This is a genomic window from Photobacterium sp. Alg240-V54 (assembly GCF_900537155.1).
Lineage (GTDB): Bacteria > Pseudomonadota > Gammaproteobacteria > Enterobacterales > Vibrionaceae > Photobacterium.
Map to the genome: position 1 here is coordinate 172095 of NZ_UNRL01000005.1, position 17296 is coordinate 189390.

Here is a 17296-nt window from a genome sequence, read left to right on the forward strand (position 1 = left end):
GGAGATTCACCATGGCATTATGGGGCGGACGGTTTAGTCAGGCAGCTGACATCAGATTCAAACAATTTAATGATTCGCTGCGTTTTGACTATCGACTCGCAGAGCAAGATATTGTCGGTTCAATAGCTTGGTCAAAAGCCCTACGCCAAGTGAATGTGCTGACCGAACAAGAGCAACAACAACTTGAGTTAGCACTCAATGAACTCAAGCTGGCGGTGATGGAAGATCCTGAACAAATATTGACCTCAGATGCTGAAGATATTCATAGTTGGGTTGAGCAACAACTGATTGCTAAAGTCGGGGATTTGGGCAAAAAGCTTCATACGGGTCGTTCACGTAATGATCAGGTCGCAACCGATCTTAAACTCTGGTGTCGTCAGCAAGGACAGCAATTATTATTAATGCTCGATAAACTGCAGCAGCAATTAGTGACCGTTGCTCGTCAGCATCAAGCAACGGTGCTTCCTGGTTATACTCACTTACAACGAGCGCAACCTGTGACATTTGCTCATTGGTGCTTAGCGTATGTTGAAATGCTAGAGCGAGATCACTCGCGTCTAAATGATGCCATGGCACGGTTAGATACTTGCCCATTAGGCTCTGGCGCGTTGGCAGGGACCGCTTATCCGATTGATCGCGAAGTGTTGGCTCATAGCCTTGGATTCCATCGTGCGACCCGTAATAGCCTTGATTCTGTCTCTGATCGTGATCATGTGATGGAATTATTATCAACCGCCTCGATCTCAATGTTACATCTATCGCGAATGGCAGAAGATTTAATTTTCTATAATTCAGGTGAATCTAATTTTATTGAACTTGATGATGCAGTTACTTCGGGCTCATCGTTAATGCCACAAAAGAAAAATCCAGACGCGCTGGAGCTTATTCGAGGTAAATGTGGTCGTGTTTATGGTGCTATGACCGCGATGATGATGACGGTGAAAGCGTTGCCGCTGGCTTATAACAAAGACATGCAAGAAGATAAAGAAGGGCTGTTTGATGCGCTAGATAGCTGGCATGACTGCATGGAAATGGCTGCATTGTGTTTTGAGGGGATCAAGGTTAATCAAGATCGTACTTTAGAAGCCGCGATGCAAGGTTATTCTAATGCGACCGAGTTAGCCGATTACTTAGTTGCTAAGGGGATCCCTTTTCGTGAAGCGCACCATATTGTTGGTGTGGCTGTGGTGGCGGCAATTGCCAAAGGTTGCGCGTTAGAGCAGTTATCACTTGATGAAATGAAACAATTTTCAGACGTTATTGATGCCGATGTTTATCCAATCCTCACTATTGAATCGTGTTTAGATAAGCGTTGTGCACTTGGTGGTGTGGCACCGAACCAAGTAGATTACGCGATTGGGCAAGCTGAAAAGCGGCTTGATAAGCGTTACTCACCCGATGTCAAAGTACGTGGCGCAAGGCTAACAGATCTCGATGCTATTGAAGGCATGGTGGTGTATTGGGCCGGACTTGGTGAAAATTTACCGCGTAACCGTAATGAATTAGTACGTGATATTGGCTCATTTGCGGTGGCTGAAAATCATGGCGTGGTTACTGGGTGTGCATCATTGTATGTTTATGATTCCGGTTTGGCGGAAATTCGCTCATTAGGGGTTGAGGCGGGCTGGCAACAGCAAGGGCAGGGAAAAGCGATCGTTGATCATTTACTTGAGAAAGCTGCCCAAATGGCAATTAAAAAAGTGTTTGTGTTAACCCGTGTGCCAGAGTTTTTTATGAAGCGTGGCTTTACGCCAACATCAAAAGCATTACTGCCTGAAAAAGTCATGAAAGATTGTGATCGTTGCCCGCGTCAGCATGCTTGTGATGAGGTTGCGTTAGAAGTATGGCTTGATCAAGCACAACGGATAGCGACCATTAATGTCGCTTAATCCGTCGTAATTACAGCGGTTGCAATAGTAAAAGCCCTCAGTTCTCGCGAAGTGAGGGCTTTTTGTTAATTTGTTAACGCTTTAATCGTGGCGTCTTAGCCTAAGAAAATTTCTAATTCTTCGCTACCACCAATGTGCTTACCACCAATGAATACTTGAGGAACAGTACTGCGGCCAGTAATTGCACGCAAAGAAACAGTCGTCGCGTCTTTACCTAGAATGATTTCTTCATACAGTAGGCCTTTGTCGATCAAATTCTGTTTTGCTTTAACACAGAAAGGACAACCAGGCTTTGAGAATACAGTGATTGATTCTTGTAGTTTTTGCTCTGGTGCGATGTAGTTCAACATTGTATCTGCATCAGATACTTTGAACGGGTCGCCTGGTTCTTCGTTTTCAACAAACATTTTTTCAACAATACCATTTTTCACTAACATGCTGTAACGCCATGAACGTGCACCAAAGCCAAGGTCATCTTTTCCAACTAGCATGCCCATGCCATTAGTAAACTCACCATTACCATCTGGAATGAAAGTAATATTTTCTGCTTCTTGATCTGCTTTCCATGCATTCATTACGAACGTATCGTTAACTGATACACATAAAATATCGTCAACACCGTTATCTGCAAATACTGATGCCAATTCGTTATAACGCGGTAGGTGGCTTGAAGAACATGTTGGTGTAAATGCGCCCGGTAGGCTAAATACAACCACAGTTTTATTAGCAAATAACTCGTTGGTTGTTACGTCTACCCACTGATCACCTTGACGAGTGTGGAAAGTAACTTGAGGAACTGGCTGACCTTCTTTAGATGCGAACATAATGTGATTCCTTAAAAATAAATACTAATTAATTTACTGCAATCGGAGCTTTGTAAAAACATACTCTCTATGTAATGAAGAAATTATACGACTTTACTCTTGATAGTTCTAATCGTTTACTGCTATGGTTTTGATAGTTAATTCCTATTGGTAACCTACAGCTATGAATATTCGAGATCTTGAGTACCTTGTCGCTCTCTCTGAGCATAAACATTTTCGTAAAGCAGCTGAAGCGTGTTACGTCAGTCAGCCTACTCTCAGTGGGCAAATTCGTAAATTAGAAGATGAGCTGGGAGTCTCACTGTTAGAGCGAACCAGTCGCCGTGTTCTTTTTACCGACGCGGGATTGAGTTTAGTCGCCCAAGCTCAGAAAGTGTTGCTCGAGGTCAAAATATTGACCGAACTTGCTAGTTTGCAAGGAGAAAGCATGGCTGGGCCATTACATATTGGTTTTATACCGACTGTCGGTCCATATTTATTGCCACAAATTATTCCGACATTAAAAGAAGCCTTTCCAGAGTTAGAGCTGTTTTTACATGAAGCGCAAACCCATCAACTGGTTCAACAGCTTGAAGAAGGTAAATTAGACTGCATGATCTTAGCGGCAGTAAAAGAAAGCGAACCCTTTATTGAATTGCCACTGTATGATGAACCGATGATGCTCGCCGTACCTGAAACGCATCAATGGGCGCAGGATAAAGAAATTGATATGTCGCGTTTGCATGGTGAAACTCTGTTAATGCTTGAGGATGGTCACTGTTTACGTAATCAAGCATTAGGTTTTTGTTTTGCTGCTGGTGCGCGTGATGATGGCCGTTTTAAAGCAACCAGCCTTGAAACGCTACGTAACATGGTTGCTGCGGGCAGTGGGATCACATTATTACCTCAGTTAGCGACGCCTAAAGAGCATTGTCGAGATGGCGTGTGTTATATCGCAGCTGAGCATCCACAGCCGACGCGATTGATTACGTTAGCTTACCGTCCGGGATCACCGTTGAAATCGCGTTATGAAAAATTAGCCGCAGTGATTAAAGCTAAAATGCCACAGATATTTGCTAATCACATTCAGAAATAACCCTTGCTGGTAAGAGGGCGGTGAAATGCCACTTAAAAAAAAGAGCGCGGATTAGCGCTCTTTTTTATTTAGGGGTAACAATTAGAACAATTCTTCAGCTGTTTCTGCATCAAACTGCTGTTCTGAGTTAACCTGACTCGCTGACTGGGTAGGTTCAGTCCCTTTGATGAAGTATTCATACATTGAACTTGCATCATCACGATCTGAAAGCTTACCCGTGGCACGGTCAATACGTACCTTAACGATATCCGCTGGAATTTGTAATGACTGCTCTGGCGTGTTTTTCAGCGCTGTATTCATGAAACTAATCCACGCTGGTTGAGCTGCATTACCGCCGTATTCGCCGCCTGTTACTTGGTTTTTACCTAAGTTTTTATTAAAGCTAGTACGTCCAAGAGCATGACGGTGATCATCAAAACCGACCCAAGTTGTAGCGACAATATTAGGACCAAAGCCAGTATACCAAGCATCTTTTGAATCGTTAGTCGTACCGGTTTTACCACCAATATCATGACGACCTAATACTCGCGCTCTAAAGCCAGTACCGTAAAGATGACCGGGTTCACCCCAAATGTTGCTGGTTAGCATTTGACGAACAAGGAATGCATTTTGCTCACTGATCACTTCCGGAGCATAACGTACCGGTGGTGGTGTGATCACTTGTTCGAGTTGCGCTAAGGTTGGTTTCTCAGTGACAGCTGCAACCGGTTTTTGATCTGCTGGCGCATTTTCAGCCGCCGTGGCTGCTGCTGTTGCCAATGCGACTTGCATTTCCGCCTGTGGGTTCTGACTTTGGCAGACATCATTACAGACAATTTTTGGATTGGCGGTGTAGATCAATTCACCATCATTATTATCAACTTTATTGATTAAAAACGGTGTGACTGCATAACCACCGTTAGCAAATACAGCGTAACCTTGTGCTAACTCTAATGGCGTTAAGCTGCCCGCACCAAGTGCTAATGGTTCTGCGTGAGGAAGATCCGCACGTTTAAAGCCAAAGCGGGTGAGGTAGTTAATGGTGTAATCTAAACCTGCCATTCTTAACACACGAATAGCCATTACGTTGATTGAACGTGCTAAGCCAATACGTGCGCGTGTTGGACCACCATAACGGCCATCAGCATTTTTTGGTCGCCATGCGGTGCCTTGCCATTTGTCCCACTTAGTGATTGGAGCATCATTGATCAAGGTGGCCAGTGTTAGCCCTTTTTGAATCGCAGCAGAATAAATAAACGGTTTGATCCCTGAACCTACCTGACGGATTGACTGGGTCGCACGGTTAAATTTACTTTGGGTGTAGTTAAAGCCACCTACCATTGCCAATATAGCGCCATCATTTGGCGACATGGCGACAAATGAGGTGTTGGCTCCTGGCACTTGGCTTAACACCCAGTGATCTGTGGTTACAGCGGCAGTATCAGCTGTTGCAGCGACGGTGGTTGCTTTATTTTGCACCCAAATTTGTTGACCAGCAGTGACAATTTGCGCTGCAGTTGTTGGTGCTGGGCCTTGCGCTTTATCGGTTAAGAATTTACGCGCCCATTTAATTCCATTCCAATTTAGCGTTACTGTCTGACCTTGCTTAGTAACAACGACGACGCTTTGCTGATTAACGTTAGTAACGACCGCTGGAATCAATTCACCATAAGTCGGTTGGTTACTGAGTTTTCCAACAATTTGGTTAGCGTTAAGTGGTGTTTGGCCTGGCTTCCATAGCACCGCTGTTGGACCACGGTAGCCATGACGCTCATCGTAGTTTAGCAGGTTATCAACCGCTGATTGCTGCGCCGCATGCTGTAACTTGGCATTAATGGTGGTGTAAACATCCATGCCTTTAGTGTAAGCATCTTCCCCGTAACGATGAACCATCCACGCCCGTGCTCGTTCTGCTACATACGGTGCATAAAGTTGAATTTCAGCACCATGATAATGAGAAACGATAGGTTCAGAACGGGCTTGGTCCATTTGCGCTTTAGTGATGTAACCTTCTTTATACATACGATCTAACACTACATTACGACGTGTTGTGGCGCGATCAATCGAATAAATTGGGTTCATGGTTGATGGTGCTTTTGGCAAGCCGGCAATCACAGCCATTTCACTCAAGGTTAACTGGTCAACACTTTTACCAAAGTAAACTTGTGCCGCAGCGCCGACACCATAAGCGCGATAGCCGAGGTAAATTTTATTTAAGTAAAGATCAAGAATTTGATCCTTCGTTAAAATTTGCTCGATATGGATCGCAATAAACGCTTCTCGAATTTTACGTGAAAAGGTTTTTTTATTGGAGAGGAAGAAGTTTCGTGCCAGCTGCTGAGTGATCGTACTCGCACCTTGGCGCGCATGGCCCGTGGTTAGCATCACAAAAGCTGCACGTGCGATACCAATTGGATCAACGCCATGATGTTCATAAAAACGACTGTCTTCGGTCGCAATAAAACCATCGACCAATAGTGGTGGCATTTGTTTAAGTGTTAATGGTATACGACGTTTCTCACCAAACTGCGAGATCAGTTCGCCATCGGCACTGTACACCCTTAATGGTGTTTGGAGCTCGACATCTTTTAATTTAGCAACATCAGGCAGGTCTGGTTTTAGGTATAAATAAAAACCAAAAATTGTACCCACTCCAAGAATGATGCAAATTATTGCAAGTATTAGTAATCGCTTTATGAACTTCACTTGAGATTTCCCGTTACGCCATCGTTCTGACGGTCATTATCTATTATCTTTTACCTTCAAGTATAAAGATAACAAAAAATTAATTAATGCCGTTGATGGTGTTTATTCGAAATAGTTTGTTTTTTCGCCACATGGGAGCATAACACGGATGTTTCGGAACCCATTAAGTGTTGGGGTAGATATTGGCAATCACAGTATAAAAGCTGTGGTTCTGCAACAAAAAAAAGAGCAGTTTGAGTTAGCTGCATTTGTTGAAGTTGAGTTGACGAAATCGGTTATAAACGATCAGCATAGCGTGAATAATGCTGAGCTGTTGTCAGCAATGCGTCAAATTAAAAAGCAATTACCGTGGCAAGCCAAAGCCGTTACCTTAGCCTTACCCGATAGTGCTGTGATCAGCAAAGTTGTTCAATTAGGTACCAGCCTTAGTGAAGAAGAGGCTGAATTCGCGATCGTGCAAGCCTTAGGTGCGGCATCGCCGTTTCCCGTTGAGGAGTTGTGGTTTGATTATTTTCCACTAAATAGTGACCGTTTTAGTGATGCTGTTGCGACCACACCGTTTCAAGTATTTGCCTCGCGCAGAGAAACCATCGACAACCGAGTTAATACGCTCACTAAATTAGGCTTCAAACCTAAAATAATGGAGTTACAAACCCATGCTTTATTATGGCTGGCAGAGCACTTAGCTGAGATGGGCAGTCATTATAATCAATGGGGCGTAGTGGATGTAGGTAAGCGGCATACCGAGTTTTGCATGAAGCCACAAGGTAGTGCGGCTTACCATCGTGAAATTCGTTTTGGTACTAGCATGTTAGATGATCAGGACGGCATTAGCCCACTAGGCGCTAATAATGCTGAGCAATTTACTAAACAGTTAGCCGAACAATTAAAGCGTCAAATTCAATTGTATAACTCGACTCATCCACGTAGTGGTATCAAAGGGTTGTGGCTGTGTGGTGGTGGGCAAGATGTGGTGTCGGTGTCATTGCTACAACGCTTGATTGGACTTGATGTAGTGTGGGTAAATCCTTTTCAACACTTTAGTTGTGCCAATAAAGTTGAATTACCACAGTCAATGTCGAGTCAATATGCCGTTGCCACCGGATTGGCATTGCGAGGGTTATTATGATTGATAAACTCAATTTATTGCCGTGGCGTGAGCAGCGGCGTAAACAGCATAAACAACGCTTTATTGGACTGCTTGCAGCAAGTGTTGCTCTGGCTGTTGTGGGTAATGGTGCTATTGGTGAATATATTGAAAATCAGCAGCTTCAACAACAAAGCCGTAATCATCAACTGCAGCAAGAATTAGCCAGTTTAGAGCAACGGCTGGCTTTCTTGCCTAAATTAGATAAGCAGCGTGAGGCGATTGAGATGCGGTTAAAAGTGATCGCTGATATACAGTTATCGCGCAATCGAGTGACGCAGTTACTTAATCAGTTACCAGAAGTGGTGCCTGCTGGAGTGTATCTTGATGGTGTCAATTTAGCCTCACAACGAGTGAAAGTTGATGGTTTTGGCGATACCAATGGTCACTTAGCAGCATTACTCGGTAAGGCAGAGCAATCACCATGGTTTAACAATGTTGAAATGCATTCATTGGTGACGACTAAAAGCAGTGATAAAAAGCAAAAATCACAATTTAATGCGTCGTTTGATTTAACCGCACCAATTATTAATAAGCAGCCACTTAAGGCAACTTATGCGACTGCAATCGCGGAGAAAACCAATGATTGATTGGCGTGAATTAGAATTGGATGAAATCACTGAGTGGCCATTATTGCCGCAGTGTGTGATTGCTTTTGTGGTGACGTTACTGTTATCGGCATTTGGTTATTGGTATTGGTTAACACCGTTAACTGAAGCTTTAGAGCAGCAAAAACAGCAGGAAATCACCTTACGCAGTCAATTAGTGACCCGCGCTGCACAAGTTGCCGCACTGCCACGGGTTAAAGAACAAGTGGTCGAACTTAATCGTCGTTATCAAGAAGTGGTTGAGCAATTACCAGAAGAACAAGAGCTGGCAAGCTTACTCGCAAGTATTAATGATATTGGTGTTAAAAATGGGTTGATATTTCAATCGATTAAATGGGCTTCACGCATAGAGCATGATCTTTATTATGAGCTGCCGCTGAACATGCAACTAACAGGTTCTTATCAACAAATAGGCCAATTCGCAGAGGCAATTGCAAGGCTGCCTCGCATTGTTAATTTACGCAATGTGGCATTAGCGCGAGTGGATAATCAAGGCGTTGATGAGTTGCTATCGTTAACGGTATCAGCCACCACTTACCGTTTTAAAACCCCGCAATAATGAGGATACGATGAGAACATTATTATGGCTGTTACCGTTAGGGTTTGGGTTAATGGGGTGTCAGGCCAATACCGATTCAGTTGAGCAGTTTATAGCCAAAACACATACCCATGCTAAGGCAAAGGTCAAGCCATTAGCAGATCCTTATATTTTTGTTGCTGAATCGTTTGTAATGACCAGTAAACGAGTGCCATTTTTAAGGCCACAGCCAGAAATATTATTAGCTAAACAGGCCGATATTAGTTGTTGGCAGCCAGAAACAGCTCATCAACCAACAGCATTAGAAACGTTTCCGTTAGAACAGTTAACCATGAAAGGAGCAATTGGCCATCAACGTCAATTATGGGGGTTGGTTTATACCCCAAAAGGTGAATTAGTCAGAATTAAGCCGGGACAGTTTGTTGGGCTTAATCGCGGCAAAGTAATAAAAGTGAGTGATAAGCTCATTGAAATAGAAGAAACATTACCCGATGGCAAAGGTTGTTGGCTAACACGGCCTGCAAAGCTGGCTTTAGTTCAGCATTAATCAAGGATGAGTTATGAAAGGGAATACATGGGGGCTTAGCCGCCAGATTTTCGTCAGTGTATGGTTAATGTGCTGGGGGTTATTTACTATTACCAGCGTCACTGCTGCGCCAGCGAGTGGAATCACTAATCAGGTTCAAGATATTGAATTTCGTCGTGATAACAAGGGCCGAGGTGTATTAAGCATCAAGTTAAAGCAGCCGCAGTCACTGGTTGATTTTCGTCGCCAAGGTAAACAGTTGCAATTGGATATTTTTGATACCCAATTGACCAATGAACAAATTCATACACTTGATGTGGTTGATTTCGCGACTGTCGTTAATAGCATTGATACCAGCAACATTCCTCGTGGAGCACGATTTGTTTTTAATCTAACTGGTGGCTATGACTACGATTATCGTATTCGAGGCAATACCCTTGAAGTGACGTTAACTAAACGGGTGCAACCTAAAGCTGCGTCAACTGCAACCAAAGCTAATGTTTCCTATAAAGGCAAGCCAATCTCGATCAACTTTCAAGATATACCGGTGCGTAACGTTTTACAGCTTATTGCCGATTATAACGATTTCAACCTAGTGGTGGCAGATACAGTTAGTGGCAACGTTACACTGCGATTAGATAACGTGCCGTGGCCACAAGTGCTGGATATTATTCTGCAAGCCAAAGGTTTAGATAAACGTGTCCGTGGTTCGGTGTTATTGGTCGCGCCCAAAGCTGAATTGGCAGCCAATGAGCACCAAGTAATGGAAACGGCACGCAAGCAACAAGAATTAGCCAGTCTACGCTCTGAATTGATTCAGATTAATTACGCCAAAGCGACGGATATTTCTGAGTTATTGAGTGGTTCAAGTGATGGGATTGGAATGCTATCTGAGCGTGGTTCATTGCATGTCGATGAACGAACTAACGCATTGATAATAAAAGATACACCCGACAGTATCGCTAGCATCAAAGATATCGTGTTAGCACTGGATATTCCGGTGAAGCAGGTTCAAATCGAAGCGCGTATTGTCACCATTGATGAAGGTAATATCGATGAGCTTGGCGTACGTTGGGGGGTATCAAGTATCGATGGCGATACCACTATCGGCGGTTCGATTGAAGGCAACCTTGGTAGCTCCGGTTTGTTAGATGACACCACCGTTGATGATTTTCTTAATGTTAACTTGGGTGCAACTCAAGCAGGGGCGGCAAGTATTGCATTTCAAGTGGCAAAGTTAGGTAATGTGTTATTAGATCTTGAATTGTCAGCGTTACAGTCAGAGCGTAAAGCGGAAATTATCTCAAGTCCGCGTCTTATGACGACCAACAAAAAAACCGCCTATATCGAACAAGGCACTGAGATTCCATACCTAGAAGCATCATCAAGTGGAGCGGTATCGGTTGATTTTAAGAAGGCAGTCCTTAGTTTGATGGTAACACCGCAAATCACACCGGATAATAAGCTGGTATTAGACTTAGAAGTGACCCAAGACAGCAAAGGTGAAGAAGTGCCAACTGGGGTCGGTACTGCAGTGGCGATTAAAACTCAGCGTATTGGTACTCAGGTGCTAGTCAATAACGGTGAAACGGTTGTCTTGGGCGGTATTTATCAAAATCAAATTAACAACAGCGTTCGTAAGGTGCCGATCCTTGGTGATATTCCGGTGCTTGGTGCATTATTTAGACATAAAATGGAAGAACTTGGGAAACGTGAATTATTGATTTTTGTGACACCAAAAATCGTGATGCAATAATTTTTCACTTATTGAACCGCCCTGCTGATAGCGGCTCTAATCAATGTTGTAGCAGGGTAGGTAAGCGTTAAAAGTGTTATATTTCTTGGGGTTGAATGAAGTTACACGTTGGGTGTGAAGTATGTTGTTGAGCCGTTAACTGGATATTTACGAGCTTAATACGATTGACCTCAGACCTTTGGTGAGCCATTATGGCAGCCTCTGTGGGTAAGACAGGCTCAATAAAATATCGATTGATGTCGACTAGCTATTGCAAAATAGTAGTCAGTCCTGAGATAATTTTCTGTCTTATCACGAATTATATGTGAGGAACTTGGCGCCTCGGGCTTATTTTAATAGAGCCTGCGGGTGGTGTCGTTTTATTAACCGCGCGTAAATTGCTAAAATGGCTGAAAAACGAAATATTTTCTTGGTTGGCCCTATGGGTGCCGGCAAAAGCACAATTGGTAGACACCTTGCACAACAGCTGCATATGGAATTCTTTGATTCAGATACTGTAATCGAAGAACGTACTGGCGCTGATATTAGTTGGGTGTTTGATGTTGAAGGTGAAGACGGCTTCCGTGTTCGCGAAGAAACTGTTATTGATGATCTAACCCAAGAACAAGGTATTGTTCTTGCAACGGGTGGCGGCTCTGTTATTAATAAAGAGAACCGTAATCGCCTGTCTGCTCGTGGTATCGTTGTTTATCTAGAGACGACTATTGAAAAGCAATTAGCTCGTACTCAACGTGATAAAAAACGCCCATTACTTCAAACTGACACACCTCGTGAAGTTCTTGAAGAATTAGCAGCAGAGCGTAACCCATTGTATGAAGAGGTTGCTGACTACGTTGTTCGTACTGATGATCAAAGTGCGAAAGTAGTTGCTAACCAAATCATCAAGATGCTGGAAGAGCGTTAATTAATAAAAAAGAGAAGCTGACCATGGAACGGATCAATGTCAATCTAGATGACAGAAGCTACCCTATTTCAATTGGCGCCGAGTTGTTCGACAACTCGGCGTTGTTTGCATCTGCGATATCTGCAGGTAAACGAGTAGTTGTGGTCAGCAATGACACCATTGCCCCGCTATATGCGGATCAGGTAATGGCTACCATCAGTTCATTATCGTGCCAAGTGGCACTACTTTCTCTGCCTGATGGTGAACAATACAAAACCCTCGATACGTTTAATCACATCATGACATTTTTACTGGAAGGTAATTATGGGCGCGATGTGATTTTAGTTGCTTTAGGTGGCGGCGTAATTGGTGATCTTGTTGGCTTTGCGGCGGCAAGTTACCAACGAGGGGTTGATTTTATTCAAGTGCCGACAACATTGTTAGCACAAGTTGATTCATCTGTAGGTGGAAAAACTGCGGTTAATCACCGTTTGGGTAAAAACATGATTGGTGCTTTTTATCAACCTAAAGCCGTGATTATTGATAATCATTGTTTGCAGACATTACCACCACGTGAGTTAGCTGCAGGGTTGGCTGAAGTTATCAAGTACGGCATTATTGCCGATTATGATTTTTTTGTTTGGTTAGAAAATAACATTGAGCGCTTACATGCACTGGATAATGATGCGTTATGTTACGCCATTAGCCGTTGTTGTCAGATTAAAGCTGATGTTGTTGCTGCCGATGAAAAAGAATCCGGTGTAAGGGCGTTACTCAATCTTGGCCATACTTTTGGTCACGCTATTGAGGCAGAGATGGGCTATGGTAACTGGCTGCATGGCGAAGCGGTGTCAGCAGGTACAGTTCTCGCAGCACATACTGCCGCAAAGCAGGGATTGCTCAGTGATGCCGATGTGATGCGAATTATCACGTTACATCAGCGAGCAAATTTGCCCGTTGTTGCGCCTGATACTATGGTTTTTGACGATTTTATCAAGCACATGATGCGAGATAAAAAAGTATTGTCAGGTCAGCTACGCTTAGTATTACCGACAGCAATTGGTGCTGCTGAGGTTGTGGCTGATGTACCTTTTAATGTGCTTCAGGATGTTATTGGCCGCTAAGTTGTAGCACATTGATGACCAGCATGACGAAAGCAAAAAATCTGGATCTGGAAAGTCAGATCCAGTTGCTGACTCGAGTTCGATTTATTACTCGGTTTGGCTCTCACCTTCTTCACCTTTCAGGTGCCCAAGGCTCAGGTAAAACTTGGCTTGCACACTCTTTCCTTGAACATTATGCCACTGACTGTCATCACGTTTTATTGATGTGTCAGCCTGGGCAAACTGATACTCAGCATCGCACTCTATTGCTGCAGCAATTTGTTAGCCATGCGATGTTTAACGAACATGATTCGTTATGTCAAAGTGTTGAGCATTTATTGGTTAATCAACCACAGAAACTGATGGTGGTTATTGATGACGCACATTTATTGAGTGCCAATTTGATTGCTGAACTATGGGCATTATCCCTGCATGCAAAACAACAGCCCCAGCTGCAGCTTAATATTGTATTATTTGCTAATCATAGTGAGTTAAACCAGACTTTAGCTCAGGTTAGCCATGGCTCTGGTATTATTCCGTTAGCGTTAGATATTGATGATTTTAGCCATCAAGAAGCGGTTTTATTTACCGAAATGTTAGTTGGTAATGATGACTTAACCACGGCTTGTCGACGAACACTAAAACAGCGTTTGTTGACTGTTATTTCGCAGCCGGGTGCGCTGCATGATCTTCCTCAATCTGAAGGTGTGAATATGACCTCAAAGGCTTCTAAAAAACCCTTGTTAGCGCTAGTGATAGTATTAGCGGTGATCGCTGTGGCGATTGCAGGATATGGTTTAATGACCATTAGTTCTCACACTGAAACCAGCACTCAAGCGCCAACGACTATACCTGCTGTGACTGCCACGGTAACATTTGATGATGCGCCATTACCGCCACAAGTGCATACTCAAGGTTTAACGGTTGGACGCAAAGAAGAAAACACCCATGAGCGGATTGTTATTTCAGAGCAACAAATTGATGCCATGATTGACGATCAAGCGTTGGAGGGGCATCCTATCGTTACAGAAGCGATCCCTGTCACCTCGGCGGCGGTTGCCACTCCAACTGTCGCCGCAGCTGATGTAACAGATACACCATCACTACCTGCGGCTGTAACCGCACCATTAGCCTCAACCTCGACACTTGATTGGACGCTTAAATTAGCCGCTGATCAGCAAAAATTAGCGGCAGTAAAGCCAAGTCATTACGCATTACAACTTGCAGCCACTCAAAGCCTTGCCGCTGCCGCAGAATTTATTAACACCCACAACATGACTGCAGCAATGATTTATCAGACTGAACGTAATCAACGACCATGGTTTATCGTAGTGACAGGGAATTATGCGACAGCAGCTCAAGCCCGCACGGAAAAAAGTCAATTGCCGACCACGTTGCAACAGCTAAAACCGTGGTTGAAACCTTATCGACATATTCAACAAGAAATGAATCGCTTAAAATAAAGCCATTAATCATAGTTATTTATGCTAATTGGTATCAGCATTGGGTGTAAATGAGGTACAATCCGCGACCTTTCGTGGCATTCTTGTAAGTGGTGGTGGGTCAGCTTAATGAAAAAGCATCGTGCATTCCTGAAATGGGCTGGAGGTAAGTACTCTCTGGTCGAGGATATTAAACGACACCTACCGCCCGCGCGTAAATTGGTAGAGCCCTTTGTGGGTGCTGGTTCAGTATTTTTAAACACTGATTATGAGCACTACTTATTAGCAGATATTAATCCTGATCTGATTAATTTATATAATATTATCAAGCAAGAGCCTGAGCGATACATTGAAGATGTTCGCCGATTATTTACGCCTGAATATAATACTAAAGCTGCGTATTTAAGTATTCGAGAAGAGTTTAATAACAGTACTGATCCTTATCAGCGTTCGATTTATTTTCTTTATTTAAATCGCCATGGTTTTAACGGCCTGTGCCGTTACAATAAAAAGGGCGGTTTTAATGTTCCCTTTGGTTCGTACAAAAAACCGTACTTTCCAGAAGCTGAGATGTATTACTTTTCGGAAAAAGCCAAACGCGCGACTTTTGTATGTGAAGGCTATAGCCAGACATTTTCACGAGCTCGTAAAGGCAGTGTGATTTATTGTGATCCACCTTATGCGCCATTATCGACCACGGCTAACTTTACCTCTTATTCAGGCAATGGCTTTAGTTTAGACGATCAAGCAACCTTAGCGAATGTAGCAGAGAAAGCCGCTACAGAGCGTGATATTGCGGTGTTAATCTCTAATCATGATACGCCATTAACTCGGCGTTTATATACTGGCGCTGATTTGTCGGTGGTAAGGGTTAAACGCACCATTAGTCGTAATGGTGGTGGTCGTAATAAAGTCGATGAATTGTTGGCATTATTTAAAACAGCGCCTGCAACCGATAGTGATCACCAATAAAGCCAATATTTAGATTGCTGTTGCCTGACGGGCAATGGCAATTAATATCACCACTAAACCAACAATAACCATCCCTCCAATAATGATAAACGGCCACGGACTTGATTGGTTGAAGTCTTGACGACGCTGTTGTTGTGATTGCACTCCAAACAATGCCGCTAAAACACTTTTTACTATTTGCCATATTGCGTTAGCGCGTGAATACATGCATCTCCTTCCTTTGTATATCTGCTGCAGTCTTTGTTGATTGTAGTTCCTCTATCGGTCGCCGAATTGATAACTATGGTTAACTGCAGCAATAAATAAATCCAGTAAGACAACACTTAGGGGATCGGGTAGACTGGCAGCAGTTTATAGGCTTGGTTGGTCGAGCTTGTTATTTTTATCGCTAGTGTAGAGAGGCTAAACATGAAGGACTTTTTGATCGCTCCATCTATTTTGTCTGCTGATTTTGCCCGTTTAGGTGAAGATGTCGCAAATGTCTTGGCAGCAGGTGCTGATGTTATCCATTTTGATGTTATGGATAATCACTTTGTGCCAAACCTGTCGTTTGGTGCGCCGATCTGTAAAGCATTACGCGACTACGGCATTACTGCACCGATTGATGTGCATTTAATGGTAAAACCTGTCGATCGTATTATTCCTGATTTTGCTAAAGCTGGCGCCAGCATGATCACGTTTCATGTTGAAGCAACAGACCATATTGATCGCACTTTGCAATTAATCAAAGAACATGGCTGTAAAGCGGGTGTTGTATTTAATCCAGCGACACCATTACACCACCTTGATTATATTATGGATAAAATTGATATGATTTTGATCATGTCAGTCAATCCTGGCTTTGGTGGTCAGTCATTTATTCCAAGCACACTTGATAAACTACGCCAAGTGCGTCAGCGTATTGATGCTTCAGGCCGTGATATTCGCTTAGAAGTTGATGGCGGTGTTAATGTTGACAATATTGCTGAAATTGCCGCAGCTGGTGCTGATATGTTTGTTGCCGGCTCTGCTATTTTTAATGAGCCAGATTATAAAGTCGCGATTGATAAAATGCGCGTACAGTTAGCTGAGGCTAAGCGTTAATGATTGCTAGTAATTTGATTGAGAACATAAAATTTATCGCGTTTGACTTAGACGGTACTTTACTTGATAGCGTACCTGATTTAGCCGATGCTGCTGATTTGACCATGCGTCATCTTGGTCGTGAAGGGGTAACGGTTGAACAGGTAACAACTTGGATTGGCAACGGCGCTGACATTTTGATTGGCCGTGCGTTAAGTCGTAGCATTGATGTCGATCCACAGTTAGATCCTGCGTTGCATCGTCAAGCCCGTGAACTGTTTGATCATTATTATGCCGCTGGTGGCCATCAAAAAAGTGCCTTGTATGCGGATGTAAAAACAACCTTAGCCAACTTACATCAAGCGGGTGTCGCTATGGCTATCGTGACCAATAAGCCGTCACAATTTGTTCCTCACTTGCTAGAAGAGCACGGTTTGAGTGATTATTTTGTGGATGTTATTGGCGGCGATACCTTTCCATTAAAAAAACCGGATCCGTTCGCATTACATTGGCTGATGGAAAAACATCATATTGCCGCTGCTGAACTGTTAATGGTCGGCGATTCGCGCAATGATATTTTGGCAGCCAATGCAGCAAATTGCCGTTCACTAGGACTGACTTATGGCTATAACTATGGTCAGCCAATCAGTGACAGTGAGCCTGATGTTGTTTGTGATCACTTCAAGCAACTACTTGATGTGGTTAAACTAGGCTGCTAGTACATTAAGGTGTACACTAAAAAAACCAACAATTGAGGTACTGATAACGGTGTTATTAGTACCTTTC

16 protein-coding genes are annotated in these 17296 nt (G+C 43.3%); 13 read left to right on the plus strand and 3 right to left on the minus strand.

From position 1 onward, the window contains the following. The first annotated feature begins 11 nt into the window (after window positions 1-11). Window positions 12-1889: an argininosuccinate lyase gene (gene argH, locus G6R09_RS14275; protein WP_065177349.1), complete on the plus strand. Its 1878-nt coding sequence runs from the start codon at window positions 12-14 to the stop codon at window positions 1887-1889. Window positions 1890-1984: 95 nt separating this feature from the next. Here argH and G6R09_RS14280 read toward each other — a convergent pair whose 3' ends face one another. Further along, window positions 1985-2713: a glutathione peroxidase gene (locus tag G6R09_RS14280; protein ID WP_065177350.1), complete on the minus strand. Its 729-nt coding sequence runs from the start codon at window positions 2711-2713 to the stop codon at window positions 1985-1987. Between the two features lie 163 nt (window positions 2714-2876). On the opposite strand from G6R09_RS14280, the gene oxyR reads away from it, so the two are divergent. Next, on the plus strand, window positions 2877-3788 hold the full coding sequence (oxyR, locus tag G6R09_RS14285) for a DNA-binding transcriptional regulator OxyR (protein ID WP_065177351.1): 912 nt from the start codon (window positions 2877-2879) through the stop codon (window positions 3786-3788). Between the two features lie 81 nt (window positions 3789-3869). Here oxyR and G6R09_RS14290 read toward each other — a convergent pair whose 3' ends face one another. Beyond that, complete coding sequence (locus tag G6R09_RS14290; RefSeq protein WP_065169316.1) at window positions 3870-6473, minus strand: penicillin-binding protein 1A; 2604 nt, start codon at window positions 6471-6473, stop codon at window positions 3870-3872. 148 nt (window positions 6474-6621) lie between these two features. Here G6R09_RS14290 and pilM point away from each other — a divergent pair, with 148 nt between their 5' ends. The 9 genes from pilM to dam all read left to right on the plus strand — a co-directional run bounded on the left by pilM (window position 6622) and on the right by dam (window position 15448). Next, on the plus strand, window positions 6622-7602 hold the full coding sequence (gene pilM, locus G6R09_RS14295; protein WP_065169317.1) for a type IV pilus biogenesis protein PilM: 981 nt from the start codon (window positions 6622-6624) through the stop codon (window positions 7600-7602). Beyond that, window positions 7599-8210, plus strand: coding sequence for a PilN domain-containing protein (locus G6R09_RS14300; protein WP_163923178.1), 612 nt, complete (start codon window positions 7599-7601; stop codon window positions 8208-8210). The genes pilM and G6R09_RS14300 overlap by 4 nt, the downstream gene beginning before the upstream one ends. Beyond that, on the plus strand, window positions 8203-8787 hold the full coding sequence (locus G6R09_RS14305) for a type 4a pilus biogenesis protein PilO (RefSeq protein ID WP_065169319.1): 585 nt from the start codon (window positions 8203-8205) through the stop codon (window positions 8785-8787). The genes G6R09_RS14300 and G6R09_RS14305 overlap by 8 nt, the downstream gene beginning before the upstream one ends. A 10-nt stretch (window positions 8788-8797) precedes the next feature. Further along, window positions 8798-9313 carry a pilus assembly protein PilP gene (locus G6R09_RS14310; protein WP_065169320.1) on the plus strand — a complete coding sequence of 172 codons (516 nt, stop codon included), beginning with the start codon at window positions 8798-8800 and terminating at the stop codon, window positions 9311-9313. Between the two features lie 13 nt (window positions 9314-9326). Beyond that, the gene (locus tag G6R09_RS14315; RefSeq protein WP_163923181.1) at window positions 9327-11048 is read left to right on the plus strand and encodes a type IV pilus secretin PilQ family protein; all 1722 of its coding nucleotides are present in this window, start codon (window positions 9327-9329) and stop codon (window positions 11046-11048) included. 385 nt (window positions 11049-11433) lie between these two features. Then, window positions 11434-11952, plus strand: coding sequence for a shikimate kinase AroK (gene aroK, locus G6R09_RS14320; RefSeq protein ID WP_036789489.1), 519 nt, complete (start codon window positions 11434-11436; stop codon window positions 11950-11952). A gap of 23 nt (window positions 11953-11975) precedes the next feature. After that, entirely contained in the window at window positions 11976-13055 is a 1080-nt protein-coding gene (gene aroB / locus G6R09_RS14325; protein WP_065169321.1) for a 3-dehydroquinate synthase, read from the plus strand. Between the two features lie 23 nt (window positions 13056-13078). Beyond that, window positions 13079-14497, plus strand: coding sequence for an SPOR domain-containing protein (locus G6R09_RS14330; protein WP_163923184.1), 1419 nt, complete (start codon window positions 13079-13081; stop codon window positions 14495-14497). A 108-nt stretch (window positions 14498-14605) separates the two neighbouring features. Further along, window positions 14606-15448, plus strand: coding sequence for an adenine-specific DNA-methyltransferase (dam, locus tag G6R09_RS14335; protein ID WP_065169323.1), 843 nt, complete (start codon window positions 14606-14608; stop codon window positions 15446-15448). 9 nt (window positions 15449-15457) lie between these two features. Here the strand turns inward: dam and G6R09_RS14340 are convergent, their stop codons facing one another. Continuing rightward, complete coding sequence (locus tag G6R09_RS14340) at window positions 15458-15655, minus strand: DUF2970 domain-containing protein (protein WP_065169324.1); 198 nt, start codon at window positions 15653-15655, stop codon at window positions 15458-15460. Window positions 15656-15856: 201 nt separating this feature from the next. Between G6R09_RS14340 and rpe the strand changes: the two genes are divergently transcribed. Next, on the plus strand, window positions 15857-16531 hold the full coding sequence (gene rpe / locus G6R09_RS14345) for a ribulose-phosphate 3-epimerase (RefSeq protein WP_065169325.1): 675 nt from the start codon (window positions 15857-15859) through the stop codon (window positions 16529-16531). Further along, window positions 16531-17229 carry a phosphoglycolate phosphatase gene (locus G6R09_RS14350; protein WP_163923187.1) on the plus strand — a complete coding sequence of 233 codons (699 nt, stop codon included), beginning with the start codon at window positions 16531-16533 and terminating at the stop codon, window positions 17227-17229. The genes rpe and G6R09_RS14350 overlap by 1 nt, the downstream gene beginning before the upstream one ends. Window positions 17230-17296 lie beyond the last annotated feature (67 nt).

Excerpts from the sequence above, each read along its gene's own strand:
- argH (WP_065177349.1), top strand. The coding sequence starts at position 12 with ATGGCATTATGGGGCGGACGGTTTAGTCAGGCAGCTGACATCAGATTC.
- G6R09_RS14280 (WP_065177350.1), bottom strand. The coding sequence starts at position 2,713 with ATGTTCGCATCTAAAGAAGGTCAGCCAGTTCCTCAAGTTACTTTCCAC.
- oxyR (WP_065177351.1), top strand. The coding sequence starts at position 2,877 with ATGAATATTCGAGATCTTGAGTACCTTGTCGCTCTCTCTGAGCATAAA.
- pilM (WP_065169317.1), top strand. The coding sequence starts at position 6,622 with ATGTTTCGGAACCCATTAAGTGTTGGGGTAGATATTGGCAATCACAGT.
- G6R09_RS14300 (WP_163923178.1), top strand. The coding sequence starts at position 7,599 with ATGATTGATAAACTCAATTTATTGCCGTGGCGTGAGCAGCGGCGTAAA.
- G6R09_RS14305 (WP_065169319.1), top strand. The coding sequence starts at position 8,203 with ATGATTGATTGGCGTGAATTAGAATTGGATGAAATCACTGAGTGGCCA.
- G6R09_RS14310 (WP_065169320.1), top strand. The coding sequence starts at position 8,798 with ATGAGAACATTATTATGGCTGTTACCGTTAGGGTTTGGGTTAATGGGG.
- G6R09_RS14315 (WP_163923181.1), top strand. The coding sequence starts at position 9,327 with ATGAAAGGGAATACATGGGGGCTTAGCCGCCAGATTTTCGTCAGTGTA.
- aroK (WP_036789489.1), top strand. The coding sequence starts at position 11,434 with ATGGCTGAAAAACGAAATATTTTCTTGGTTGGCCCTATGGGTGCCGGC.
- aroB (WP_065169321.1), top strand. The coding sequence starts at position 11,976 with ATGGAACGGATCAATGTCAATCTAGATGACAGAAGCTACCCTATTTCA.
- G6R09_RS14330 (WP_163923184.1), top strand. The coding sequence starts at position 13,079 with ATGACGAAAGCAAAAAATCTGGATCTGGAAAGTCAGATCCAGTTGCTG.
- dam (WP_065169323.1), top strand. The coding sequence starts at position 14,606 with ATGAAAAAGCATCGTGCATTCCTGAAATGGGCTGGAGGTAAGTACTCT.
- G6R09_RS14340 (WP_065169324.1), bottom strand. The coding sequence starts at position 15,655 with ATGTATTCACGCGCTAACGCAATATGGCAAATAGTAAAAAGTGTTTTA.
- rpe (WP_065169325.1), top strand. The coding sequence starts at position 15,857 with ATGAAGGACTTTTTGATCGCTCCATCTATTTTGTCTGCTGATTTTGCC.
- G6R09_RS14350 (WP_163923187.1), top strand. The coding sequence starts at position 16,531 with ATGATTGCTAGTAATTTGATTGAGAACATAAAATTTATCGCGTTTGAC.